General features: G+C 65.5%; 30 protein-coding genes. 8 read left to right on the top strand and 22 right to left on the bottom strand.

Annotation, left to right across the window (positions count from 1 at the left end):
• Window positions 1-128: 128 nt before the first annotated feature.
• On the top strand, window positions 129-842 hold the full coding sequence (locus tag ACFSCW_RS04190) for an IS6 family transposase (protein ID WP_380887203.1): 714 nt from the start codon (window positions 129-131) through the stop codon (window positions 840-842).
• A gap of 315 nt (window positions 843-1157) precedes the next feature.
• On the top strand, window positions 1158-1481 hold the full coding sequence (locus ACFSCW_RS04185; protein ID WP_380887202.1) for a hypothetical protein: 324 nt from the start codon (window positions 1158-1160) through the stop codon (window positions 1479-1481).
• A 42-nt stretch (window positions 1482-1523) separates the two neighbouring features.
• Here ACFSCW_RS04185 and ACFSCW_RS04180 read toward each other — a convergent pair whose 3' ends face one another.
• Window positions 1524-2675 (bottom strand): acyl-CoA dehydrogenase family protein, encoded by a 1152-nt coding sequence (locus ACFSCW_RS04180; protein WP_380887200.1) that lies wholly within the window; start codon window positions 2673-2675, stop codon window positions 1524-1526.
• 85 nt (window positions 2676-2760) lie between these two features.
• Here ACFSCW_RS04180 and ACFSCW_RS04175 point away from each other — a divergent pair, with 85 nt between their 5' ends.
• Together ACFSCW_RS04175 and ACFSCW_RS04170 are read left to right on the top strand one after the other, a co-directional pair.
• The gene (locus ACFSCW_RS04175) at window positions 2761-4815 is read left to right on the top strand and encodes a S9 family peptidase (protein ID WP_380887199.1); all 2055 of its coding nucleotides are present in this window, start codon (window positions 2761-2763) and stop codon (window positions 4813-4815) included.
• The gene (locus tag ACFSCW_RS04170) at window positions 4812-5204 is read left to right on the top strand and encodes an acyl-CoA thioesterase (RefSeq protein WP_380887198.1); all 393 of its coding nucleotides are present in this window, start codon (window positions 4812-4814) and stop codon (window positions 5202-5204) included. The genes ACFSCW_RS04175 and ACFSCW_RS04170 overlap by 4 nt, the downstream gene beginning before the upstream one ends.
• Here the strand turns inward: ACFSCW_RS04170 and ACFSCW_RS04165 are convergent.
• A complete protein-coding gene (locus tag ACFSCW_RS04165; RefSeq protein WP_380887196.1) occupies window positions 5196-5837 on the bottom strand; it encodes an esterase/lipase family protein in 642 nt (213 codons plus the stop codon). The two genes, ACFSCW_RS04170 and ACFSCW_RS04165, sit on opposite strands and share 9 nt — an antisense overlap.
• Window positions 5838-6051: 214 nt before the next feature.
• On the opposite strand from ACFSCW_RS04165, the gene ACFSCW_RS04160 reads away from it, so the two are divergent.
• The gene (locus ACFSCW_RS04160) at window positions 6052-6258 is read left to right on the top strand and encodes a hypothetical protein (RefSeq protein WP_380887194.1); all 207 of its coding nucleotides are present in this window, start codon (window positions 6052-6054) and stop codon (window positions 6256-6258) included.
• Here the strand turns inward: ACFSCW_RS04160 and ACFSCW_RS04155 are convergent.
• The 5 genes from ACFSCW_RS04155 to petA all read right to left on the bottom strand — a co-directional run bounded on the left by ACFSCW_RS04155 (window position 6255) and on the right by petA (window position 11340).
• Window positions 6255-7970, bottom strand: a complete 1716-nt coding sequence (locus ACFSCW_RS04155) for a GGDEF domain-containing protein (protein WP_380887192.1) — start codon at window positions 7968-7970, stop codon at window positions 6255-6257. The two genes, ACFSCW_RS04160 and ACFSCW_RS04155, sit on opposite strands and share 4 nt — an antisense overlap.
• Before the next feature lie 75 nt (window positions 7971-8045).
• Window positions 8046-8582, bottom strand: a complete 537-nt coding sequence (locus tag ACFSCW_RS04150; RefSeq protein WP_380887190.1) for an adenine phosphoribosyltransferase — start codon at window positions 8580-8582, stop codon at window positions 8046-8048.
• Window positions 8579-9436: a cytochrome c1 gene (locus ACFSCW_RS04145; RefSeq protein WP_380887188.1), complete on the bottom strand. Its 858-nt coding sequence runs from the start codon at window positions 9434-9436 to the stop codon at window positions 8579-8581. Before ACFSCW_RS04145 ends, ACFSCW_RS04150 begins: the two co-directional genes overlap by 4 nt.
• A gap of 12 nt (window positions 9437-9448) precedes the next feature.
• On the bottom strand, window positions 9449-10765 hold the full coding sequence (locus tag ACFSCW_RS04140; protein WP_380887186.1) for a cytochrome b: 1317 nt from the start codon (window positions 10763-10765) through the stop codon (window positions 9449-9451).
• Complete coding sequence (petA, locus tag ACFSCW_RS04135) at window positions 10762-11340, bottom strand: ubiquinol-cytochrome c reductase iron-sulfur subunit (RefSeq protein WP_380887184.1); 579 nt, start codon at window positions 11338-11340, stop codon at window positions 10762-10764. Before petA ends, ACFSCW_RS04140 begins: the two co-directional genes overlap by 4 nt.
• Window positions 11341-11519: 179 nt before the next feature.
• Here petA and ACFSCW_RS04130 point away from each other — a divergent pair, with 179 nt between their 5' ends.
• Window positions 11520-11969, top strand: a complete 450-nt coding sequence (locus ACFSCW_RS04130) for a tRNA (cytidine(34)-2'-O)-methyltransferase (protein ID WP_380887182.1) — start codon at window positions 11520-11522, stop codon at window positions 11967-11969.
• Window positions 11970-11982: 13 nt separating this feature from the next.
• Complete coding sequence (gene hemF, locus ACFSCW_RS04125; RefSeq protein ID WP_380887180.1) at window positions 11983-12822, top strand: oxygen-dependent coproporphyrinogen oxidase; 840 nt, start codon at window positions 11983-11985, stop codon at window positions 12820-12822.
• Between the two features lie 64 nt (window positions 12823-12886).
• On the opposite strand, the gene ACFSCW_RS04120 is transcribed toward hemF, so the two are convergent.
• Window positions 12887-13051 (bottom strand): Flp family type IVb pilin, encoded by a 165-nt coding sequence (locus tag ACFSCW_RS04120; RefSeq protein WP_380887178.1) that lies wholly within the window; start codon window positions 13049-13051, stop codon window positions 12887-12889.
• A gap of 172 nt (window positions 13052-13223) precedes the next feature.
• Here ACFSCW_RS04120 and ACFSCW_RS04115 point away from each other — a divergent pair, with 172 nt between their 5' ends.
• Entirely contained in the window at window positions 13224-13811 is a 588-nt protein-coding gene (locus ACFSCW_RS04115) for a GNAT family N-acetyltransferase (protein ID WP_380887176.1), read from the top strand.
• Here the strand turns inward: ACFSCW_RS04115 and ACFSCW_RS04110 are convergent.
• The 14 genes from ACFSCW_RS04110 to ACFSCW_RS04045 form a co-directional block, all read right to left on the bottom strand.
• Complete coding sequence (locus ACFSCW_RS04110; protein WP_380887174.1) at window positions 13801-14271, bottom strand: superoxide dismutase family protein; 471 nt, start codon at window positions 14269-14271, stop codon at window positions 13801-13803. The genes ACFSCW_RS04115 and ACFSCW_RS04110 overlap by 11 nt on opposite strands.
• 219 nt (window positions 14272-14490) lie before the next feature.
• Window positions 14491-15606: an OmpA family protein gene (locus tag ACFSCW_RS04105; protein ID WP_380887172.1), complete on the bottom strand. Its 1116-nt coding sequence runs from the start codon at window positions 15604-15606 to the stop codon at window positions 14491-14493.
• Between the two features lie 149 nt (window positions 15607-15755).
• Window positions 15756-16256: a DUF2793 domain-containing protein gene (locus tag ACFSCW_RS04100; RefSeq protein WP_380887170.1), complete on the bottom strand. Its 501-nt coding sequence runs from the start codon at window positions 16254-16256 to the stop codon at window positions 15756-15758.
• An 11-nt stretch (window positions 16257-16267) separates the two neighbouring features.
• A complete protein-coding gene (locus ACFSCW_RS04095; protein ID WP_380887168.1) occupies window positions 16268-18235 on the bottom strand; it encodes a phage tail protein in 1968 nt (655 codons plus the stop codon).
• 170 nt (window positions 18236-18405) lie between these two features.
• A complete protein-coding gene (locus ACFSCW_RS04090; protein WP_380887166.1) occupies window positions 18406-18780 on the bottom strand; it encodes a peptidoglycan endopeptidase in 375 nt (124 codons plus the stop codon).
• Window positions 18777-19589: a DUF2163 domain-containing protein gene (locus ACFSCW_RS04085; RefSeq protein ID WP_380887164.1), complete on the bottom strand. Its 813-nt coding sequence runs from the start codon at window positions 19587-19589 to the stop codon at window positions 18777-18779. Before ACFSCW_RS04085 ends, ACFSCW_RS04090 begins: the two co-directional genes overlap by 4 nt.
• The gene (locus ACFSCW_RS04080) at window positions 19586-21808 is read right to left on the bottom strand and encodes a DUF2460 domain-containing protein (protein ID WP_380887162.1); all 2223 of its coding nucleotides are present in this window, start codon (window positions 21806-21808) and stop codon (window positions 19586-19588) included. The genes ACFSCW_RS04085 and ACFSCW_RS04080 overlap by 4 nt, the downstream gene beginning before the upstream one ends.
• A complete protein-coding gene (locus tag ACFSCW_RS04075; RefSeq protein ID WP_380887160.1) occupies window positions 21809-22333 on the bottom strand; it encodes a tail tape measure protein in 525 nt (174 codons plus the stop codon).
• A complete protein-coding gene (locus ACFSCW_RS04070; protein ID WP_380887158.1) occupies window positions 22326-22523 on the bottom strand; it encodes a phage tail assembly chaperone in 198 nt (65 codons plus the stop codon). The genes ACFSCW_RS04075 and ACFSCW_RS04070 overlap by 8 nt, the downstream gene beginning before the upstream one ends.
• Window positions 22523-22834 (bottom strand): gene transfer agent family protein, encoded by a 312-nt coding sequence (locus ACFSCW_RS04065; protein WP_380887156.1) that lies wholly within the window; start codon window positions 22832-22834, stop codon window positions 22523-22525. The genes ACFSCW_RS04070 and ACFSCW_RS04065 overlap by 1 nt, the downstream gene beginning before the upstream one ends.
• Window positions 22831-23238, bottom strand: a complete 408-nt coding sequence (locus tag ACFSCW_RS04060) for a phage tail tube protein (protein ID WP_380887154.1) — start codon at window positions 23236-23238, stop codon at window positions 22831-22833. The genes ACFSCW_RS04065 and ACFSCW_RS04060 overlap by 4 nt, the downstream gene beginning before the upstream one ends.
• A complete protein-coding gene (locus ACFSCW_RS04055; RefSeq protein WP_380887152.1) occupies window positions 23239-23634 on the bottom strand; it encodes a DUF3168 domain-containing protein in 396 nt (131 codons plus the stop codon).
• Complete coding sequence (locus ACFSCW_RS04050; RefSeq protein ID WP_380887150.1) at window positions 23631-23834, bottom strand: hypothetical protein; 204 nt, start codon at window positions 23832-23834, stop codon at window positions 23631-23633. The genes ACFSCW_RS04055 and ACFSCW_RS04050 overlap by 4 nt, the downstream gene beginning before the upstream one ends.
• A complete protein-coding gene (locus ACFSCW_RS04045) occupies window positions 23834-24367 on the bottom strand; it encodes a head-tail connector protein (RefSeq protein WP_380890004.1) in 534 nt (177 codons plus the stop codon). Before ACFSCW_RS04045 ends, ACFSCW_RS04050 begins: the two co-directional genes overlap by 1 nt.
• Window positions 24368-24404 lie beyond the last annotated feature (37 nt).

Here is a 24404-nt window from a genome sequence, read left to right as displayed (position 1 = left end):
GCGTAGCGCATCGAAAGTCTATGAAGCCAGACGATGCGCAAGCTTGCACCGCGCACCACCCAAACGCCTACAGTGGGCTTGTCAGAGCAAATTATCCGCCGGTAACGGCCGACCGTTAACCCGCGGCCATGGCGCCCTCCCCTGCCCGCAATCCGTTCCGCTACTTCAACTCGTCGCCCGAGGTGATCCGGCTCGTGGTGATGATGTACGTGAAGTACCCGCTGTCGCTGCGGAACGTGGAAGACCTGCTTCACGAGCGTGGCATCGACATCTGCCACGAGACAGTGCGGCGCTGGTGGAATCGCTTCGGCCCGCTGTTCGCGGCCGAGATCCGGAAGCAGCGGGCGTCGCGGATGCGTGGGTTCAGGCAGTGGCGTTGGCATCTGGACGAGATCTACGTGAAGATCGGCGGCGAGATGCACTATCTCTGGCGCGCGATCGACCATGAAGGCGAGGTGCTGGAGAGCTATGCCTCCAGGACCCGTGACAAGAAGGCGGCGCTCACCTTCATCCGGAAAGCGATGAAGCGGTACGGCAAGCCCGAGCGTGTCGTCACCGACGGCCTGCGCTCCTACACTGCGGCGATGACCGAGCTCGGCAATGCCGACAAGCAGGATGTCGACCTCTGGGAGGACAACCGGGCCGAGAGCTCACACCTGCCCTTCCGACGACGCGAGCAGGTCATGCAGCGCTTTCGCCAGATGAAGACGTTGCAGAAATTCAGCAGCGTGCACGCCCAGGTTCACAATCACTTCGCCCAGGAACGACACCTCACCGACCGACAGACCTACAAGGAACGGCGCTCGGCGGCTCTCGCCGAGTGGCGCTGCGTCATGGCCTGAGATCCGGCCTACAAAGCCAGAGCTGTCAGCCGCGGAGACTTGTTCGCATTAGACTGACAGCACCGCCATTTGCCCTTTCGGGTGTCACCGGCCATCAGCGACAAATCGCGACACTTTTCCGGTGTTGCCGACATAGTTCGGCGACAGCTTGCCGCGATAAGCTGTTTCCGACGGCAGATGACCCCCTGCCGGTACGCTAGACTCCCTGCTCGGCCCCGCTCTGCACCCCTGGAGCGGGGCCTTTTTATGTCCTGTAGCGCTGGACCCTTTCCGCGGCGCAAGTCGTTCCTTTCGGACGTGCAACGGGAGAAGATGATGAAAAGCCTCGTCCTGGCCGCCCTGATGGGCCTGTCGATCGCTGGAGCGGGCTCCGCCGCTTCCGCTCAGCCGCCGCAAAACGGTTATCATGAAGACGTCCGCCAAGGCGGCGGCATGAGGCGCGACGAAAGCATTCGCCGAGACAATCGCGACGATCGCAACTGGCGCGACGACCGCCGCGACGACCGAAACTGGCGCGACGATCGCGGCATGCGTCGCCACGTCGGCTGGAACAATGACCGCCGGCATTACGGCTGGCGCAATCATCGTCGCTGCACCTGGGTCTGGCGCCATCATCAGCGCGTGCGTCGCTGCTGGTAAGCACCCGCTTTCGAGCCCTGCTCCGTGCGCGGAGCAGGGCCGCTACGCCCAGGAGGTCGCGCGCAACATCTGTTTGGCGATAATCGTCTGCTGAATCTGCGAGGTCCCCTCGTAGATGCGGAGCAAGCGCACATCGCGGTAGAAGCGCTCAACCTTGTATTCGGCCATATAACCAGCGCCGCCATGGATCTGGACGGCGCGATCGGCGACCCTCCCGACCGCTTCGGTCGCGAGATATTTGAGCGCGGCGGCTTCGAGCGGCGTCTTTTCGCCCGCATCGAAGCGCGCGGCGACTTTCTCCAACAGAGCCTCGGTTGCGAGCTGGTCGCATTTCATGTCGGCAAGCATGCCCTGGACGAGCTGATGCTCGCCGATCGGCACGCCGAACTGACGGCGCTCGCTGGCGTAGCAGGCGCTCATCTCGATCAGCCGGTCCATCATACCGAGCGAGACCGCCCCCATATGAATGCGGCCGCGGTCGAGCACTTTCATGGCGGTCTTGAACCCCTGCCCGGGCACGCCGCCGATGATCGCGTCGGCAGGCACCAGCACGTCTTCAAGGATCACGTCGCAAGTGACGGAGCCTTTCTGGCCCATTTTCTTATCGGCCTTGCCAAGCGCTATGCCGGGCGTGTCTGCCGGGATGATGAACGCCGAGATGCCGCCCGCGCCTCTGGTCTCGGGATCGGTGCGCGCCATCAGCGTGAAGACGGAGGCGCGCGGCGCGTTGGTGATGAAGCGCTTGGTGCCGTTGATGCGATAATGGCCGCCCTCCAGCACTGCCGATGTGCGCAGCGACGCGGCGTCGGACCCTGCCTCGGGCTCGGTCAAGGCGAAGCTGGCGATCGCCTCGCCCGCTGCAAGACGCGGCAGCCATTCGCGTTTCTGCGCCTCGGTCCCGTCGATCATGATCCCCTGGCTGCCGATGCCGACGGTCGTGCCGATCACCGAACGGAACGACAGCGACGCACGCGTCAGCTCGCGGATGATTGCGGCTTCCTCGGCCATGGTGCAGCCGAGCCCGCCATATTCCTCCGGCACCGAGATGCCGAACAAGCCCAGATGCCGCATTTCGTCGACGATCTCGGCTGGGACGGCGTCGGTGTCCTCAACCGCATCCTCCGCCGGAATCAGCCGCTCGTCGACAAAGCGGCGAACAGCCGTGCGCAGCATTTCGAAAGTGTCCAAGTCCATGCGATCAAGCTCTCCCCGAATTCTGCGACAGCGGTCAATGCCGCGGGCGCTTTTCCTCGCGCGATCCTGCCGCTAACCGCGCAGCATGACCATGCTTCCTCCGCCGCCGGTCGCGGCGCGTCGCCCCCACTCCAGCACGCATCATGGGATCACGATCGAGGATCCGTACGCGTGGCTGCGCGACCCCGGCTATCCGGAAGTCACCGACACGGAAATCCTTGCCTATCTGAGCGCCGAGAACGCCTATTTCGAAGCGGCGATGGCGCCGCATCAGGGCCTCGTCGACACGCTGTTCAAGGAAATGCGTGGGCGGATCAAGGAAGCCGACCAGTCGGTGCCGCAAAAGGACGGCGACTGGCTCTACTGGCGATCGTTCGATGAAGGCGCGCAATATCGGAAATGGTGGCGTTCGCCGGTCGCTGGCGGCGAAGCTGCACTGATCCTCGACGAGCCGGCGCTCGCGGAAGGGAAGGAGTATTTCCGGCTCGGGGGTATGGACGTGAGCCCGGACGGGCGGCTGCTCGCCTATGGCGTCGACGACAATGGTTCGGAACGGTTCACGATCCGGGTCAAGGATCTCGAGACGGGCGAGCTGCTGCCGGACGTGATCGAAGGCACGCTGGGCGCGTTCCTGTTCTCCGGCGACGGCAAGAACCTGCTCTACGGCCTCGTCAATGAGCATTGGCGAATCGACGTCGCCAAGCTGCATCGACTGGGCAGCGCGGTGGCGGAAGATATCGAGCTCTATCGCGAAGCGGACGAAGGTTTTCAGGTCGGCCTCGGCCTCACTCAGTCGCAGCGTTACATCCTGATCAGCACCGGCGACCATGTGACGAGCGAGGTGCGGCTGTTGCCGTTCGACAATCCGTTCGCCGAACCGGCGATGGTCGCGCCGCGCCAGCCCGGCCGCGAGTACGACGTCGAAGAACATGACGGCACGCTCTTCATCCGCACCAACGACACCCACACCAATTTCCGGGTGGTGACGGCGCCTGTCGCGCGGCCGGGGGAGTGGAGCGAGCTCATTGCCCCCTCGGCGGATTTCTACCTGACCGATGTCAGCACTTTCGCCAGCCTGTTCGTGATCGAGGGGCGCGAGCACGGGCTCGATCGCATCTACCTGCACGATTATGCGGGCGGCCCGGGCAAGCAGATCGATTTTCCGGAGGCGAGCTATTCGGCCGGGCTGGACGACAATCCCGAATATGACGTGGCGAAGCTTCGCCTTTCCTACGAGTCGATGGTCACGCCCGGATCGGTGCTCGACTACGACCTCGCGACCGGCGAGCGCACGGTCCTGAAGGTGCAGGAAATCCCGTCCGGCTACGATGCCAGCCAATACGCGACCGAGCGGCTGGAGATTCCCGCACGCGACGGCACCAGGGTTCCGGTTTCGATCGTGTACAAGCGCGACTTCCAGCGGCCCGGCCCGCTCTACCTATACGGCTATGGCGCCTATGGCCTGGCGATCGAGCCCGGCTTCTCCACCTCGCGGCTGAGCCTGCTCGACCGCGGCATGGCGTTCGCGATCGCCCACATCCGCGGCGGCGACGATCTCGGCCAGCAATGGTATCTGGACGGAAAGCTGGAGAAGCGCACCAATACCTTCCACGATTTCATCGACGTGGCCCAGGGACTCGTTGACCTGGGTTATACGCAAGCGGGGCGGATCGCGATCGCGGGGGGCTCGGCGGGCGGCGAGTTGATGGGCGCCGTGATCAACGAAGCGCCCGAGCTTTGGGGCGCCGTCGCGGCGCACGTGCCCTTCGTCGACGTGCTGAACACGATGCTGGACCCGACCTTGCCGCTCACGCCCGGCGAGTGGCCGGAATGGGGCAATCCGATTGAGGACAAGGCAGCGTTCGAACTGATCCGCAGCTATTCGCCCTACGACAATGTGACGGCGCAAGCCTATCCGCCGCTGCTGGTCACCGCGGGCCTGAACGATCCGCGCGTCACCTATTGGGAGCCGGCCAAGTGGGTCGCCAGGCTGCGCACCGCCAAGACCGACGATAATCTGCTGCTGCTGAAGACCAACATGGGCGCAGGACATGGCGGCAAGTCGGGCCGGTTCGAGAGCTTGCGGGAAACAGCGGAGGAATTCGCGTTCCTGCTCTGGCAGCTCGGTCTGACGGCATGACGCCGTTCGAGCTCGCCATCACGCCCCGGCCGGAGGACATCGACGAGCTCGGCCACGTCAACAATGCCGTGTGGGTGCGCTGGATTCAGGATATCGCCACGGCGCACTGGTTGGCCATCGCCGATTCGGCGCATGTTGAGGCCTACATCTGGGTCGTGGTGCGGCACGAGATCGACTATCTCGGCAATGTCGGTCCGGGCGAAACGGTGACGGCCCGCACATGGATCGAGGAGCCGCCCAAGGGCGCGCGCTTCGACCGGCATGTCGCCTTCATCGGGCCGGACGGCAAGATCAAGGTTCGCGCAAAAACGACCTGGGCGATCGTCGACCGCGCGAGCGGGCGCGTGCTGCGCGTGCCGAAAGAGGTCGCGGCGCCTTTCCTAGCTTAGCGCGTCGATCACGGCCCGGATCGCCTCCGGCGCATACACCATCTCGATATGACCGCAGGTGATCTCGATCGAGCGATCGCAGCAATCGGCGGCGCAAGCCCCGTGCGGAGCGACGATGCCATCCCGCGCGGACCAGATCGCGATCGTCTCGACCGCCGGCTTTTCGTCGAGCGTGCAGGCGACCGGCGGCGCGTCGACTGCGTGGCCCGCGACCAGTTCGTAAAGCCGCCACACATTGTTGTTCTGCCGCGGATCGCCGGAGATGGGCGAGCCGAGCGTCACCACCTTGTCGATCCGCTCCGGGTGAAGCTTGGCGTATTCGCGCGCGATCAGGCCGCCGAGGCTCCAGCCGACGATCGACACCGGCGCGCCGCGGGCGATATGCCGAACACGCGCGTCGATCACGTCGAACACGGACCGGTCGAGGCCGAAATTGCGCCCGCGCTTCCAGCCGTGCGCCCGAAATCCGGCTTCTTTCAGTGCCAGCCGCAGCGGCCGCGTCGAACCGTCGGAAGCAAGAAAGCCGGGGATGACGAGCACCGGGCGGTTGCAGCCAATCCCCGGCGTCACGGCCTCGCGCGGTACGAACAACCGCCGCGGATCGACCGCGGACCGCAGCTCGCGCGCCAGCATCCCCCATCCGGGAGGCGACAAAGCGGCAGTTGAAGCGGTCGAGGCCATCCGTCCAGCTTATGACAATCGCGTTACGCTCGCAAACGCCCCGGCAGCGGATCGGATGCAGTCGCCGACAATGCGAACATTGCTGTCAGCTAAATGGCTTATTCCAAACGCATTCAGCGGCGGACCCGTAAAGGCGCGCTCCACGATAGGGAACGCGATGATACACATGGTGAAACGCGAACATCACGGAGCGCGGTGGGACGAGGCCGCTGACGAGGAACTGCGCCGCCGCTTTGCCGAGGGCCAGTTGCTGCCCGAAGTCGCGCGCGCCATGAACCGGTCGCAGGAAGCCGTCCGCACCCGCGCGAACGTGCTGCATGTCCCTGTTCGTTCGAGTATGCGCGGTCGGACGCCGCCCGCCGCCGAAGCCTAGGCGGCGGCCGCGTAGACCAGCGGACCGTCGGCCAGCATCACCTTGTTCCGGCCTTCGTTCTTGGCCCGGTAAAGCGCGCAATCGGCGTCGGCGAGAAGGATCTCGATCTCGTCGCTGCCGCCTGCTGCGACGCCGATGCTGATCGTCACGCGGGGCAGGTCCGGCTCCATGTCGAACGTGACGCCGATGCTGTTGCGGATGCGCTCGGCAAGCGTTCCGGCGCGCATCAGATCATAATTGCGGAGCGCCACCACGAATTCCTCGCCGCCATAGCGCGCGACGATCGCGCCCGATCCGGCGACACGCGCCACATGTCCGGCGACGTGCCGCAGGATCGCGTCGCCCGTGGCGTGACCATGCTGATCGTTGACGCGCTTGAAATGGTCGATGTCGATGACGAGCAGCGCAAGCGGCGCGGGGTCCGCCTGGGCGACGCCGATCCGGGCCAGCGCATCGCCGAAGCCACGCCGGTTGGCGAGGCCGGTCAGCGCGTCGGTCTGGGCCTGGCGCTCGAGCATCACATGCCGCTCATGCGCGCGCTCATGCTCCATCCTGAGATTGCGGATACGGGCGGCGACCGGCAGCGACAGGATAAGGCATTCGATCGTCGTTGCGAACATCATCAAACCGTCCGGAATAGTCTCGGCGCCAATCAGTCCGAACGTCCGGGCCGGATACAGGAGTGACACTCCGATCGGCAGCACCCAGCCGAGCGCGATGGTGCTGGCCATCGGCACACGACGCACGCAGGCGCGCGCCAGAATGGCCGTGGTCAGCAGGATCGTGTGCATCGCGAGCAGATTGGCGGCGAGAAACGCCGGATAGCTGAGGCGGTCCGGCACGAGCAACAGGCCGACCGCACCGGTCAGCGAGCCGAGTGCGGCAAAGCCGGCCCAGCGGCGCAGCCAGCGCGGCGTGCTGGCCCCAAGAAACTCGATGATGAAGGAGATGCCGGTCGCGGTGCCCGCGGCCATCGCGAATGCGAGGATATTGGAGATCGCGGCCGCGCCGAGGCTCGGCGCGAAGATGTGAATCAGGCCCGAATAGGAAAGACCATAGACGACCAGCAACCCGACATGGGCGCAATAGATCAACTGGAACCGCCGCCGCATCGCGAAGAACAGGCTCAGGTGAAACAGGATCGTCAGCGCCAGCATGCCGACGCCGATTCCGTAGATCGCCGCCTGGTCGCGTTCGAGCGGCGCAAAATCCCTGGCACGAGCGATCTGCGGCGCCCGGACGTAGCTGTGGCTGCGCGCATTGATCAGGCGGACCAGAATGCGGCTGACCGGCCGCTCCGGCGTGACCAGCATGGACATGTAGTTGGCCGCGGCCCATTCGCGATCGGACGCGTTTGGGTCGAACGTCCAATGGTCGGCCTTCCCGTCCGACCCGATCATCCAGACATCCACCGCATCGGCCCGGTTGTTGTCCAGAATCAGCCGCCAAGTTTTTTTCAGCGGGGTGAAGTCGGGAAGCCGATCATAGGCGACCCACAACGTGCCGAAATATCCTTTTGGAGCAGGCGCGGCGCAGCGGTCGAGGCGCTTCGAAATCTCCGCTATGGCCGTGTCCGCAGGGGCCCCGATCCGGCAATGCTCTTCAAGCCGAACGGGCGCCGCCGCGTAAGAGGGGCCGGCAAGGACGACCAACATCGCGATGAACAGCGCACCGGCTGCAATCCAGCCGCGCACATTCCGGAGGTCGACCAAGTTCACTCTATCGGCCTAACCCGGCAAACACTGAAGGAAGGTTAACCCTGCCCTCAGAACCGATGAGAATGGCAGTTAATGGCCGGGAAACGCCATCAGGGCGTGCGGCTCGACGCCCTGTTCACGCAGCAAATCCGCGCCGCCGAGATCGGGCAGATCGATCACGAACAGGGCTGCTGGCACGGTCGCGCCAGACTCGCGCAACAGGCGGATCGTGGCGCTGGCCGTGCCGCCGGTCGCGATGAGGTCATCGACCAGCAGCACACGGTGGCCGGGCACGCACGCGCCTTCGTGGATTTCCAGCCGATCCGTGCCGTATTCCAGCGCATAGTCGACGCCGATCCGCGGCCCCGGCAGCTTGCCCGGCTTGCGGACGGGCAGCAGCCCGGCGCCGAGCGCGCGCGCGACCGGTCCTGAAAAAATAAACCCGCGCGCCTCGATGCCGGCAATCAGGTCCGCGCCATAGGGTCGCGCCAGTTCCACCAACGCGTCGACGGCCGCAGCAAAGCCGCGGCCGTCGATCAAGAGCGTGGTGATATCCCGGAACTGAATGCCCGGCTTCGGAAAGTCCGGGATGGTCCGGACGAGCGCTTTCAGCTCGTCCGGGCTCATCCGTGCGCGAGCACGCGTTTCTTGCTGGCCCAGATATTCTGGTACGCCATGTAGGTCAGTACCGAGAACACCAGCAGGAAGATAAAGGCCGCAACGCCGATACCGTGACGGCGCTCAAGCTTCGGCTCGGCCGTCCAGGTCAGGAACGCCGCGACGTCCTGCGCCATCTGGTCGACGGTCGCCTTGGTGCCATCGGCATAGGTCACCTGCCCGTCGCTCACGAGCGGCGGCGGCATCGCGATGTTCAGGTTCGCAAAGTAGGGGTTGTAATGCAGTCCGTTCGGCGTCTTCGCGCCCGGAAACTTCTTCAGCAACTCCGCCGGCTGGTCGCGATAACCGGTCAGCAGCGAGTGCACATAGGCCGGGCCATCCTCGCGCGCCTTCGTGATCAGCGACAGGTCGGGCGGCAGAGCGTTGTTGTTCGCTGCGCGCGCCGCGACTTCGTTCGCGAACGGCGACGGGAAGTGATCCGCAGGCACCGACTTGCGCGTGGTCGGCTCGCCCGTCTCCGGGTTGATCGACGGCTGCTGCACGACCCACTGGTCGGCGATCGCCTTCACTTCGGCTTCGCTATAGCCGAGATCGCGCAGGTCGCGGAAAGCGACGAACTTCAGCGAGTGGCAGGCCGAGCAGACTTCCTTGTAAACCTGGAAGCCGCGCTGGAGCTGTTGCCGGTCGAATTTGCCGAGCGGACCGTTGCTCGCGAGATGGAGCTCCTTCGGATGGAGATGGAACTCCTTCTCGGCCGTCTCGGCGGGCGGGTTGGTGATCTGGTTGTAGGCGCCCGTGAAGAAGGCGATCGCAAGGACGAGGCAGAAGCCGAGCCCGACGAAAAATCCGATAATCCGAACCATGGATTAGACCTCTTATTCCGCGGGCTGCGGCTGGGCGCCGGGCGCTACGCCGCCGGCTCCGAACGGCGCCGATTCCTTCTCCTCGCCGTGCAGCACGGATTCGGAGATCGAGTTGGGCAGCGGCTTCGGACGCTCGATGGCGGAAACGATCGGCAGGATGATCAGGAAGTGCGCGAAATAGTACATTGTCGCGATCTGCGAGATCATCAGATACGGCTCTTCCGCGTGGCTGCCACCGCAATAGCCGAGCACCACCAGGTCCAGCATCAAGATCCAGAAGAAGATCTTGTAGATGGGACGATAGTTGGTCGAGCGGACCGGAGAGCGGTCGATCCAGGTCAGGAAGAACAGCAGCAGGATCGAGCTGAACATCGCCAGCACGCCCCACAGCTTCGCCGGCAGGATGAAGTCCACCGTGAACGCGCGGAGCATCGCGTAGAAGGGCCAGAAATACCATTCCGGCACGATCAGCGCGGGGGTCGAGAGCGGATTCGCCTCGATATAGTTGTCCGGGTGGCCGAGATAATTCGGCGCGAAGAACACCATCGCGACGTAGAGCAGCAGGAAGATCGCGACGCCGAAGCCGTCCTTCGCCGTGTAATACGGGTGGAACGGCACCGTGTCCTGCGAGTCCTTCACCTCGACGCCGGTCGGGTTGGACGAGCCCGGAATATGCAGCGCCCAGATCTTCAGGATCACCACGCCAGCAATCACGAACGGCAGCAGATAGTGAAGCGAGAAGAAGCGGTTGAGCGCGGCATCGTCCGGCGCATAACCGCCGAGCAGCCAGATCTGCACTGTCTGCCCGACAAGCGGGATCGCGCCGAACAGGCTGGTGATGACCTTGGCGCCCCAGAAGCTCATCTGGCCCCAGGGGAGCACATAGCCCATGAACGCGGTCGCCATCATCAGCAGGAAGATGACGAGGCCAAGGATCCACACCATCTCGCGCGGCGCCTTGTACGATCCGTAATAAAGGCCGCGGAAAATGTGGATGTACACCACGATGAAGAAGAAGCTGGCGCCGTTCGCATGCATGTAGCGCAGCATCCAGCCCCAGTTCACGTCGCGCATGATGTGCTCGACGGAATGGAAGGCGACCGCGCCGTTGGCGGCGTAGTGCATCGCAAGGATGACGCCGGTCAGAATCTGCAGGACGAGCGCAAGGCCCGCCAGCACGCCGAAGTTCCAGAAATAATTCAGGTTGCGCGGAACCGGGTAGCCGCCGCCGATCGCGTTATAGACGAGCCGCGGCAGCGGCAGCCGCTCGTCCATGTAGCGCATGAACGGGTGCTTGGGTTCGTAATGCTGGGCCCAGGGAAAGCTCATGCCTTCGCTCCGACTTCGATCTTGGTATCCGACCGGAAGACATAGTCCGGCACTTCGAGATTCTTGGGCGCCGGGCCCTGGCGGATGCGCGCAGCGGCGTCATAGGCCGAGCCGTGGCAGGGGCAGAAATAGCCGCCGAACGGTCCGCGATTCTCGCCCTCGCCAGCGCCGAGCGGCACACAACCCAGATGAGTGCACACGCCCATGGTGACGAGCCATTCCTGCTTGCCCGGCTTGGTGCGCTCGGCGAGCGTCTGCGGATCGCGCAGGCTGCCGGTCGGCACCGCGTTCACCGCCGCGATTTCCTGCGGCGTCAGATGGCGCACGAACAGCGGCTGCTTGCGGTAGATCGTCTTGATCGCCTGGCCCGGCTTGATCGCCGACAGGTCGACTTCGCTGGTCGCCAGCGCCAGCACGTCGGCCGACGGATTCATTTGGCTGATCACCGGAACGATGACCGCCGCGGCGCCGACTCCGGCGAAGCTCACTGCCGCAATGTTGATGAAATCGCGCCGGCGGTGACCCTGATCTTCGGCCAATGCCTCTTCGCGATGCTGATGCTCGACTGTGGCCATCATCTGCCTTGTCTGAAAAAACCCCGAACCTATCGATGCGAGCGTTGCGCCGGGGCTCCCCCACCCTCTTCGGCCAAAGCACTCACGGCCGTGCGCGGACGGTCCGGCACGGTTGGCGCGCTGATAGCGCCGAATGCGGCGGTTGCAAATATTCTGTTTGGCCTCTTTACGGGCACGCGATGCGCCTCGCCCTGTTCCAGCCCGATATCCCCGGCAACGTCGGCGCGATCATGCGCAGTTGCGCCTGTTTCGGCGTCCCACTCGACCTGATCGAGCCGATGGGCTTTCCCTGGGACGACAAGCGCGTGCGGCGCGCGGGCATGGATTATTTCGACCATGTCGCCTTCACGCGCCATGCCGACTGGGAGAGTTTCCGGGCGGCGCAAAGCTCACGGCTGATCCTGCTGACCTCGAGGGGTACGCACGATCTCTGGGATTTCGCTTTCGAACCGGGCGATGTGCTGTTGATGGGAAGCGAAAGCGCCGGCGCGCCGCAACACGTTCATGAAACGGCGGCCGCAACCGTTCGCATCCCGATCGCACCGGAATTGCGGTCGCTGAATGTCTCGGTCGCCGCCGCGGTGGCCTTGGCCGAGGCGCTCCGGCAAACGCACCAGTTGCCGGCCTGAACGGAGTCGAACATTGGAATTGGACGAACAGCAAACCGCCGCGCGCAACTGGTTCGAGGCGCTGCGCGACCGCATCTGCTCTGCGTTCGAAGCGATCGAGCGCGTGGCCGGGTCGGACGCGCGCTTCGAATACACGCCCTGGAATCGCAGCGATCCCGACGGTTCGCCGGGCGGCGGCGGCGTGCGCGGCGTGATGAAAGGCAAGGTGTTCGAGAAGGTCGGCGTCAACGTCTCGACCGTGGGCGGCCGCTTGGAAGGCGAATTCGCCAAGTCGATTCACGGCGCGGGCGACGATCCTCGCTTCTTCGCGACCGGCATCAGCCTGGTCGCGCACATGGCGAACCCGCATGTACCGGCGGTTCACATGAACACGCGCTTCCTGCGCACCACAAAGCAATGGTTCGGCGGCGGCGCCGACCTGAACCCACCCCTGCCCCGCGACGAGGACACCGCGGATTTCCACGCACGGCTGAAACAGGCCTGCGACGCGCACTCGCCGGAGTATTATCCCCGCTTCAAGAAATGGGCGGACGACTATTTCTACATTCCGCACCGCGGCGTGCATCGCGGCGTGGGCGGCATTTTCTACGACCATCTGGAAGGCGATTTCGAGGCGGATTTGGCCTTCACCCGCGATGTCGGAGAGGCATTCCTCCACATCTATCCCCAGATCGTGCGCCGCCGCATGCACGAATCATGGAACGAAGCCGACAAGCATGCCCAGCTCGCATGGCGCGGCCGTTATGCCGAGTTCAACCTGGTCTATGATCGGGGAACGCTGTTCGGCCTGAAGACCGGCGGCAACATCGACGCAATCCTTATGAGTCTGCCGCCCGTCGCGATTTGGGAGTGACGCAAACGAAAAAGGGCGGCGAGTTTCCTCGCCGCCCTTGTCCGTTTTGATCTTGCGATCGTGCTTACTGCACCATGCTCGCCGAGACGTTGTTGAAGGTCTTGCCGACCTTCTGACCCAGGCTGGTCATGGCAGTGATGGCGGCAACGGCAATCAGGGCGGCGATCAGGCCGTACTCGATCGCGGTTGCACCCTTGTTGTTGCGAATCATCTTGCGGACGAACTGCATTGAAAATCTCCTTACGCTCTACTCAACCTGCTCAGGCCGTTCAGCCGAGACCCTGATAAGCGTGGGAGGGTTGAAGGAGTCTTAAAGCTGGATAGCGAAAGGCGTTAAAGGCATCCTTACCACTCGAATGGCGCCCGTTGCTGGCTTGCCAGTGCTTGGCTAGGCCCATTGCGTGACGCTTAAGCCCATCCCTTCGGACCATATCGCGGCCGTCGTGACCTCGCTTGAAATGCGGGCGCGCCCAAAGCTCAAACCTATGCCGGAGTCGGACCTCCGCTTGATACGCTGGGAGGCGCCGGACCTTGGCCGCTATCGCGCCCTGTTTCGACGTATCGGAGAGCCCTGGCTATGGTTTTCCCGGCTCGTGATGCCCGACAATGAACTCGCGAGAATCGTCAGCGACGAACTCGTGCGCATCTTCGCCGTCGTCGATCGCACCGGCATCGAGGTCGGAATGCTGGAACTCGACTTTCGCACAGACGGCGAATGCGAACTCGCCTATTTCGGATTGGTCCCGGAACTTGCCGGCCGCGGGCACGGCCGCTGGCTGATGGCGCGGGCGCTGGCAATGGCATGGGCAGCGGGCGTGTCCCGGGTTTGGGTGCACACCTGCACGCTCGATCACCCGTCCGCGCTCGGCTTCTATCGCGCGCAAGGCTTCACGGCTTTTGCGCGCGCCGTGGAGATCTTTCCCGACCCGCGCCTGACGGGGTTTTTACCGCGGGATGCGGCGCCGCAAATCCCGCTGTTCAGCGGCTGATCACGCCGCACGCAATCCGCGCGCCGCTGTTGCCGCTGGGATCGGTCCGATAATCGTCGGCGCTGGCGTGAATGACGATTGCCGCGCCATCGGCGTCGAGCAGCGCGGCCAGCGTCGCGCCGGCGACGGTGAAATCGGCATTGCCGCGTCCGTCCGCGCCAATCTCGATGTTTGGCAGGTCGCCTTCATGCGCACCCATTGGATTGTCACGGCCATGCTGCTTGCCCGTCGGATTCCAATGCCCGCCCGCAGTCTGGAAATCAGGTGCATCGCACCGTCCAACCGTGTGGATGTGGATACCGTGGGTGCCGGCGGGCAGGCCTTCGGCTTGGACAAGGACGGCGACGGATGGCCCGCCCGCCTCGCCGATTAGCACCCGGCCCCTTGAGATGCCGTCGGAACCTTGCAGATCTGCGTGAGCAGCATAATCGGTGACGGTATTCACGGTCTTCGCGGTCATGCAGCCACCGAGGACTGAAGATATGGCAGCAATTGCGGCAAGACGCGGCATCGGCACCTCCCAATGAGGGCGGCACGCGTACGAAGCTCGAAGCGCAACCGCAAGTCATCGGCGCATCTCGATATCTTGGCGTCTCGTGCCGACGCTTGCGGGAGCTTAACGCAAAGAAAAGGGCCGGTCGTTTCCGACCGGCCCCAATCATTGACCTGAAGGTCAGGCTTACATGCCCGAGCCCGGTCCGTAGGTGATTTCCACACGGCGGTTCTGCAGCTCGCGGACACCGTCCGCGGTCTGGACGCGCAGGTTGGTCTCACCAAAGGCCTGGGTCGTGATCACGCCATCGGCAATGCCGTGGCTGCTCATGTAAGCCTTCACCGAGTCCGCACGGCGCTGAGACAGGCCGAGGTTGTAGCGCGGCGTACCCGACGTATCGGTATAGCCGGCCAGCATGACCTGGGCGTTGCCGCAGTTCTGATAGGCCGAGATCGCATTGTCGAGGATCGACGCCGCTTCCGGCGTGATGTCCGACTTATCCCATTCGAAGAACACGATATACGGTCCCGGCGTGCACACCACAGCCGGAGGCGGCGGAGGCGGCGGGGGCGGCGGAGCCGGCGGCGGCGGCGGCGGGGGAGGCGGCGGCGGCGGCGGCGCAGCGCCGAAGTTGTAGATCACACTGCCGAGCAGGCTGTGCGACCGGAACCGGCCGGAGACCGCATCGCCCGTCGTCCCGACCAAGCGCAGACGCGAAGCGTTGAAGAAGCGATACTTCAGGCCGACATCGATATTGTCCGTCAGCGGTGCACGCACACCGGCGATACCCTGCCACGCAAAACGCGTGTCGGAATCGTCGAGGAACGTCGAATGCTGGTTCAGCCGATAGTTGCTGAACTTCACGCGAGCGACACCGGCGCCGCCGCCGATGTAGCCGGAAATGCCGGTTTCGTCGCCGAAATCGAGCAGACCGTTGAGCATGAAACTCAAAGCGGAAGACGTACCGCCGGCATCGTACAGGACGTTGCCAGGCAAGAATCCGGTGCCAGCAGGCGTGGTCAGCGTGCTTTCATAGCTATCGACGCGGGCCCGCTTGTAGCCCACCTCGGCTTCGAGACGGAATACGCCAAAGTCGTAGCCGACAATACCGTCGACGTCGTAGCCGTATTTGTGATTGACGGTACCCGTACCGACCTGCGTGCCGCGGGCCAGGTTGAAGGTAATGTCCTCCACGATCATCGCGCCGCCTTCGGCTCCGATGTACCACGACTTGTCTCGCGCCAACGCGGGCGAGGCGATCGCCGTGGAGGCCAGCGCCATCGTAATGGCAAGCTTCCGCATAGAAATCCCCTTTCTTGGTGTCACTCGGACAGCGAAAACTCACTATCGGCTGCATTGTTTCGGTGCAAGCCCGCAATTCCTCAAACTGTTGCACAAGTGCCACAGGTATGACGCTTTTCTGCGGATCGGTTCGGTTTGGAAACGGGTCTTTAGGCGGCGATCAGACCATGCTCCGTGAGCCTGGAGAGGATCGCCGCGATCGCAGCTCGCGCCTCGGCATCGATCACCGCGCCGCCCGACGGTACGGCGACGGAAGGCTGCTGCGGCCCGACAACCTGCAAGCCTTCCAAATTTATGCGGCTCCCCCGAAGACGTCCGATCATCCACGTCGAGCCTTCCCGAACCGCCCAGAGCTGTTGGTCCTTCACCCACACCGAAAGGCCCTCGACAGCAGGGAGAAAACGCCAGCCCGCCTCGGTCCAGCAGGCAAGCGCATGGGGCTGCCCAAGCCACACACCGGTAGGCGCACTGCCTATGATCCAGCATTGACCGGGCGTTGGCGTCGAAGGTGGCGCGTCCACACCGGCGCTCTCGACTGCAGCAGCAAGCCCTATATCGATAAGGGTCAGCGCCTCATTATGCGTCAGTTCCTTCTGAGCTTGCCCTGCAGAGATTAGCGGAAGGTGCAGCCTTGGGCTTTCGAGGCTCACGGGAATGTCTCCTAGAAGATGAGAGGGAGAGTTGCGGCGCGAGACACGCTACGGCTGCCGAGCTGAACCACGTCGACCAGAACCGACGCGCCGACAGTCGCATCGTCGATCGCGTCTGAAACACCATAGAGAAAACTCGCTTGGGCGAGTTCGTAAGCGCGCTCTACTCCGTCAGCGCGCCGGATGGTCAGCCGATAACGTTCCTGGTCTTCCGCGAGCGGAGCATCGGCGCCGTCGAGCCACTCCCAGCCTGCACGGCTGCTGCGGATCCAGCGCAGGTCAAACCCGCCGTCCGACCGACGCGCAAACGTAGGATGGACGGGCGCAGGTGGACGCAGCGCTTCGCCGATCGCGTTGGCGGCCGTTTCCGCCGGCGTCTCGTCGCCGATGCCGGACGCGAGTAGCCGAACGGTGGTTCCGGTCGCGCTCAGCGGTGGTTCGTAGATCGCCAATGTGTCCGGATCGATGAGGACGAAGCGCTCGCCAATGGAATGCGCAGAAGCCGCCCAGGCCGTTCCCCGCCGCGCGCGAACGATCTGCGATAGGCGCCAGCGCCCCTCGCCAAGCGGCTCCGCGCTTCCGAACTGGATCAGTTCATCGCCGAGCAGTGCCAAGTTCGCCCCGGCAACAAGTCGATCCGGATCGGCGTCCTCGAGAAGCATCTGATCGTGGAGAAGTTGAACATCAACCCGATGCGCCTCATCGATCAAGGCTTCCCCCGCAGCATTAAGAACGGAGGTCGTATTTCCAATCACTGCCGGAGGCGCAGTTTGCCCGATCGCCTCCCAGCTCGCGCCGGCGTCGAGGCTGACCATCAAGCCGGCTTTTCGCCACCCCGGCGACGGGCCGGCGGCGGCAATGTAGAGCCGCGGCGTGTTGGCCGGTTCCGGCGTGAGACTTGGCAGATCGAGCAGGTGAACGATCGTCGGTCCATGAACCCGATCCGCAGCAGGCATATTTCGCCCGGCATCGGAAGGAAATGAAACGGCACTCCCGGTCTGCGTGCGCCTCAGCTCCAGGCTCACGCCATCCCTTTGAACCGTGCGGCTCGCGACCTGCCACAGATCGGCGCTATCCGGCAGCCGCACGGTGCTTCCCGGCGCCAGACCTAACCGCGCCCACCCGCATCGGACCGATTGCTTGCCTTGCTCCCGATGAAGGCGCGCGAGCGCTGCTTCGGCAAGGCCGCGCGCTACATCTGCGTCCAACACGGCCGCTAGCTGGACCCGCTCGGTCCGTCGTCCATCCGGTCGGCGTGCGCTCTGCACGCCGGCCTGAAAATCGCGTGAACGGTCATAATAACCGAGTTCGAGCGTTTGCGGCAGGGCGGCCGCGCCCGGAAGCGCCTCGCTCCGATCCTCGCCCAACTCGGTGGCAGAGAGCGCAACGGGCTCCATCGCGACATCCGCTACGTGCAGTCGGCCGCCCTCTGCCCGCAGATCAGTCGGCAAGGCTTGGCGCAGTTCCTCGATCAGGCCGCGCATTGTCTCGGCGCTTACTGCTAAGCCGCCCAGAACCGGGCCGCTTTCGCCGATCACGGTGCCCGCGCTCAGTTCCTGCAGCATCGAACAGACAGGAACCGATTCCACATCGGCCTCGACCTCGAATGTAAGCGACGGAATCCGATTGCCGAACGCCCCCAAAGCGAGATTCTCGAAGACGACATAAGCGCCGCCACGATAGGCGGGCGTCCCCAGCGTACCCTCTGCAGACGCAATGAGGGGATCGTCGTCCTGATCCTCGCCGCCCAGATGAACGCGGAATCCGGTTTCAGCCTTCCAGTCCCCGCCCGCACCGCGCAGCAGATTGCCGTCCGCCCAGATGCGTCCCACCGAACGGATCGGTCTCGCCGAAAGAAGCACCGCGAACGAAGCGGTATAGCTGTAGGTCGTTGTCGATGGCCGCCCCTTACTGCCGCCCTGCTTCGACCGGTGCTCCACCAGATCGGTCGCCCAGATCACCGTGCCCGCCACCCGCATCGTCCCGAATAGCTTCGGAATTGCCGAACCATAGCTGGAGGTCTGGACCCGAAGATCCTGCAGCCTTGGACCCTCGCGGCCCTTCGGTTTGAAGAGGCGATTATCGATGCTCTGCCCGATCAAGGCGCCGACCGCACCGCCGATCGGGCCGAACACCGAGCCGACCGCCGTCAAGACAAGCGTCGCCATATCCCCAATATCTCCCATTCCGGCGCACCCGGCCGCTCGACGACGCGCCGCAGCCCGGCATCGGCGTGCACGAATCCCCGCTCGGTCTTCACCGCCAGGTGCAGTTGCCCCGGCCCTGTCCGCAGCAGCATGAGATCGCCGGGCCCGCCGCTATCGACAGCACGGAACCCGGCTCCCTCGATCCAGTCGACTGCCGTAGCGGTCGCCATTCCGCGCAACGGATAACCGGTCGGCGCCCTCACGCCGGTCGCAAGAGCCGCCACGCCGACGCAGTCCAACCCCGTCTCAGCCGATCGGCCATGCAGCCGGAAACGCGCACCAGCCAGCGCCTGAGCGGCGCGTGCAATGTCGCTCATTCGCCCGGATAACGAGTCAGCAGGTCGATGCCCGGCAAATGCGGCTCGCCCCGAAAATTGGCGTGGTTGGCAAAGCGGTCGCGGCAAGTCGCAAACCGCTTGTCGCAACCTTCGGTCACTTCCACACGGGCGCCCGCCGCCACCTCGAATGGCGGCGCGTCGCTCAGTGTGAGCGTCGCGCCGCTGCTTGCTAGGATCAGAGCGCTCAACCCGCCATTGCGGCCATCCAGCCAGCGCAGGCGCCCGCCACCCCATCCGTTGGAAACCGGCTCGATCCGGTCGAGCGTGACTGTGTCGCCGTCGCCCGCCACGACGGCCGCAATTGTCCGCCGTCCAGCGAGGTCGACGCGGCACCTCTTGTCGCCCAGCTCTGCGCGGCAAAGCGGCGAAGTGACTTCCAAGATCGGCCGCTCAAGCAGCACGCCCGGTCCGTGCAGCTCGGCCGAGAAGGTCCCGCGCTGCAAGGAGACGGAGCCAAGCTCGCCCCGCAACAGCTCCAGCGATTGAGACGGATCCTGCCAATCCACGGCCAGCAGCCTCACGCCGGCCCCGTTCCACCGCCCCGCACGCAGATCGGCTTCACTGATCGCATCTGCGGTGAGCGCCCCGGCCACCTCCAACGCATCGGACTCGAGTGGATCCCGGTCCTCGATCGATGATGGCGCGATTCCCGGCGCGGATCGGTATCTGAACCCGTCGACAATCAGATCGCGGTCGTGGGCGGTGAAGCCCAGCGCCACGCCGTCGCGCCGTTCGATCCGCCAGCAAAATGCGAAGCCCGTCAGCTCGCGTTGGAGGAAAGCGCTCATCCCTCACGCACTTCGATCAGCGGCACGCTCACTGCTTCTCCGGCCAGGAAGGTAGCGCGATTGACCTCGATCCGGTCCTGCTCGAACCGCACGGCCACATCGAAACGAAACCCGGCGGTCACCGTCGCGCCTGCCGGAGGGGGCGCATCGAAGCTGACCACGCCGGCTTCGGCCAGCGTAAATGCGCTCGTCTCGCTGCCCGCCACCGCAACCCGGACCGTCCCAGTGGCCGGTCGGGTGATCCGCCGCGCCACGCCTCCATAATCCTTCGCCAGCGGGAAATCCGTCCGCGTCCCATCGCCGATGCCCAGCAATTGATCCGTCGCACCCGGCGTTCCGGTCGTGCCGCTCGAGCTGTCGTCGAACGGATCGCGAAAGCGGAACGCCTGCGCCGGCCCGCGCCGCGCCCGGAAGAAGGCGATCAACGCGCCCAGATCGGCTTCCGACCGCACGCCCGGCCCCGCGTCGAACTTCAGCCGCGCTTCCGCCCATTCGGCGTTGCGCTGCTCGCGCCCGCCCGCGCCGGCAGCAATCGCGGTCGAGGTCGCCGCCTCGACGCTCGCCTCTCGGCCGATCGCGATCGGAAAGCTCACATCGGCAAACGTGTCCACTCGCTCCTCCTCGTCAAACCATGTGAAGCCGTCGCGGATCACTTGCGGCAGCGCCCAGACGAACGCTTCTGCGACGCCGCGCCCGCGTGCTCGCTCGATCGCATCGGCGATCTCCGCCCAGTCGGCACTGTCCTCGGGCCGAAGCACGAACCCACCGAGATAATGCTGCCGATCCGCGGCATAGCCGAGCCGCGTCCCGATCTCGGCCGCACCCCGCAGACTGGCGGCGCGATTGCCGGCCGTGACCCATTCATAATCCTCGAGCTGCAGCACATCGAAAGCCGGCGCGGCCCAGCCGGTCGGAACCAGAGCCGCCTCCCTGCCCCGTACGGTCGGCAGGTAAACCAGCAGCAAGGTCTCCGCATCGGGCGCCGCTGCCTCGACGGCGCCGGTCAATGCTGCCGTCGATGCGGCGAGCATCGCGCCCGCCTGCACATCGTTCGGCGCCACGCCGCCATTCGCGGCGACTGCGGCCGCATCGTGCACGCACAGCGACCCGTCCGGCGCGACCCACCACCAGGGCTCGCCCACCTGAAAGCGCACGCGCAAACCTGCATCGTCCGCAATTCCACAAAACGCGACGGCGACGGCCTGCAGATAAGCCATCGCCTCGCCATTCGCCGGCGACAGCAAAGTCGACGGCGGCGCCCAGCCGGTCAGCGCCGGGCTGCCGTCCGTCGCCCGCTGCTTCCACGCCTCCGGACAATGCTGGTCGAGCAGCTCGTAGGACAGCGACAAGATCAGCTCATACCCAAGCGCCTTTGCGCGCGCGGCGAAGTCGCGATGCCACGCCGCACAGGGCGCATTCAAAGCCCCGCCGTCCAGCCCGGCCAACCCGCCCGTTAGCCGGAAATAATGGCTCATCCCGACATAGTGGTTGATCAGCTCACGGTAGCCGAGCTGCACCATGCTGCGCAGCAGCCGCGCCGGCGTGACGTTGTAGGCGTCGTCATATCCGGTCGCGATCCGGAGCGTGTGCGGCGGCATCATCACGTCGCCGATCTTAAGCACCGAGCCCGACCCGTCGCAGCGCAGCTCGGTCAGCTCGGCCCAACCCTCGGCCGGCGCATCGAGATCGCCGCCAGCCTCATCATATCCGGGCGGCGCCAGCGACACGAACATCCGGTCGACATCGCCCGCCCAGACCGCCTCGCCGGGCAGAGAAAACCCCGCCTGCAGCGTCGCGAAATCGAGCGTGATCGCTGCATCCTCGGGCGTCCCAACGGCGTAGTTCCACAGCCGGACATACCAGGACCGCGCCGTCCCGGACTCGTCCCGCCCTTCGATGGTCAGCGTCGGCCCATTCACGGCATCGAGCGGCAGCACGCCCGCCGATCGCCAGCGAAACGACAACACGCACCGCCGATAATCGCGCGCCGTCTCGTAAGCGAGCAGCGGATGATCGTACCGATCCTCCGACGCCCAGATCAGGCCGGCCAAATCGTTCTTCCGGTAGAACACCGCATCGACCCGCAGCGAATCCGGCGCGGTCGTCACCACCGACGCCATCATCGGCCGCGGGAAATTGACGGTCCAGAACCGCGGATCGAAGCGCTTGACGAAGCCGGTCTCCTGAACCGTGCGCTCGCGCGCCAGCCAGAACCCCACTCAATCCTCCATCGCGCGACGAACCGCGCGGGCCACTTGCCGCGAGGATCGCACCAACGCCTGCGCGCCGTCCGCTCCCGCCGGCGCATTGACATTCACCGTCACGCGCACCTCGCGCGAAGGCTCGGAGGACGCCGCTACCTGCCCCGCCGAACTTGGCACAAACAGTTCCGGCCCGCGCTCGCCGACAACATAGGCCCGTCCCGGCGACACCGGCCCGCCGGTCGCGCGGCCAGGCAGGCCTAGCACCCCGCCGATGCCCGACAGGATCGAATGCACGCCGGCGCGTACCGCGCTCGCCGCAATCGAGCTCAGCACCGATTGCGCGATCCGGCCGAGGTCCTCGAAACCCAGCTTGCCCGTTCGGATCGCCCGCGCGAGCCCGGCCTCCAGCGCCCGTCCCGCCCGATCCACGCCGGCGCCGAACGGCCCGTCCAGTTCGCCTCGCATCGTCTGCACGTCGCGCGCAAAGCCCTGCGTGTCGGCACGCACCGACACGACCAGCCGCTCGATCTCTTCATCCATCGGGAAATTGCTCCTGCAAATGCGCAAGCACGTCTGTTCCCACCGGCGCTTCGGCAGCCGGGTTCAGCGCGGAAAACACAGCGGCCAGCTCAGCCGGCGTCGCGTCCCAGAACTCGCCCGGCCACCAGCCGAGCACTGCCCCTGCAAGCCCCGCCAGCCGCGATGCGCTCGCTGCAAAACACGCGTCCATCAGCGCCCTTGCAGCACCTGCCGCAACAGCACTTTCAGCGCCGGCGTCGCCGCAGCCAGCCCGCCGGACGCGACACCTTCCGAAAACGCCTCGCGCGTCAGCCCGTCTGGCCTGCCGTGCAGGCAATGCCAGAACAGCGCCGCCATTTCGGACAGCTTCAGCCCACCCGCCGCTGCTCGTTCAACGAGTGCAAACAGCGGCCCAAGCTCCTCCTCCGCCGCAACCAGCGCCGCAAAGGTCGGCCGCAGCACCAGCGCGACACCATTCACCCGCAACGCCGCCTCGCCCCGCACCGGGTTCGCCTGGCTCACAGGCTCACCACTTCGCCGGAGCTTTCCAGACTCAGCGTGTAGCTGCGCTCGCCGTTGAAATCGCCGGCATAGTCTAGCCGCGAGACCAGGAACTTGCCCCGCATCCGTTCGCCGCTTTCAAAGCTCAGCTCGTAATCGTCGAGCATCCCCGCCAGCGCATTCGTCTTCAGCCGCGTCTCCGCCGCCGATCCGGTGAACACGCCCGCGCCCGAGACCGAGACCGACCGCACCCCCGCGCCGGACAGCAGCTCCCGCCAGCCGCCCGATCCCTTGTGGGTCACCACCACCGCCTCGCCGTTGACGCTGAGCTGCGTCGTCCGCAGCCCGGCAACGGTCGCATAAACCGGCGGCGTCGCCCCGTCGCCCACCTTCAGCAGAAACGCGCTTCCCCGCTCGATCGCCATTCAGCCCTCCATTCCACGAATTCGATATTCGACCGTGCCCAGCCAGCCCGTCGCTCCGTCGCGCACCGTTCGGGCACGCAGCAGCGTGATCGCGCCCAATCGGTAGCCGCCGATCTCCCGCGGCAGCCCTTCGATGGCTGCGCCGACAGCACCTTGCAGCGCCACCGTCGGCGCCCAGTTCTCGCCCGCGTCATGCACGCGGATCAGCAGCCGCACCTCGCGCCCGGCGAGTCCCTTCGCGCTCCAGTCGGCGCTCAGCATGTCGCCCACGACCAGATACGGCGTGCTCGCCCGCACCGGACGTTCCAGAAACACGCCGTTCGCCTGCGCCGAGATCACCGGCTCGGCGGCGAGCGCCGCCAGCACAGCGTCTTGCAGCGCCGCTTCGAAGCTCATCGCAATAGCCCTCCGATCCAGCGCAGCCGACCGCTCGCCAGCAAGCGCAGCCAAAGGCCGCGACCCGACAGGACGACGCCGCGCTCCGTCTCAGCCACGTCGATTCCCGGCTCGCCGAACTCCGCGACCAGCCGCCGCTTCGCCCGTGCCACGGCCCGCGCGCCGACCGCCTCGGCCCGCGCCTCAAGCGCCTCCAGCATCACAGCCCCACCTGCCGCCACGGCCGCCACAGCGCCGCGACCGCAGCCGGCGGCGCGCCTTCGTTCGGATCGTCGCGATGCGCGTAAAGATGTGCCGTCAGCCGCACGACGCCCTGCCGAAGCGTCTCCGGCAGCGTTGCCCAACCGCTCGCCAGTCCCGCATCATAGGTCACCCGAACTCGCCCAGCCGCGCCCGGTGCGCTGGTCCGGATCCAGCCCGTCCCGTCAGTGTCGATGTCGATCGCATAGGCGTCGACCGGGAGCACGAACGCAGCGCCCTCCGCGGGCAGTCCCTCGACCGATGTGATCGCCCGAACCGGCCGCGCCGAAAGCTTCCGCCACTCGGCGCAGGCAGGCAGAACCTCCACCGCCTCCCGCGCCAGCCCGATCCGCCCGCAAAACGCCTCGCACAGCAACAGGCTTGTCGCCGCGAGCTGCTCGATCAGCCCATCCTCGCCGCTCTGCGCCACGCGCGCATAAGCTTTTGCGTCATCCCGCGCCGCCGCGAGATCGTCCGCCTCAAATGCCGTCATCGTCAGCACGCGCGCCTCCCCGCCCGGCCGCGCACGG

Source organism: Sphingomonas tabacisoli (genome assembly GCF_042678385.1).
GTDB lineage: Bacteria > Pseudomonadota > Alphaproteobacteria > Sphingomonadales > Sphingomonadaceae > Sphingomonas_B > Sphingomonas_B tabacisoli.
This window is presented reverse-complemented; position numbering and strand designations above follow the sequence as displayed.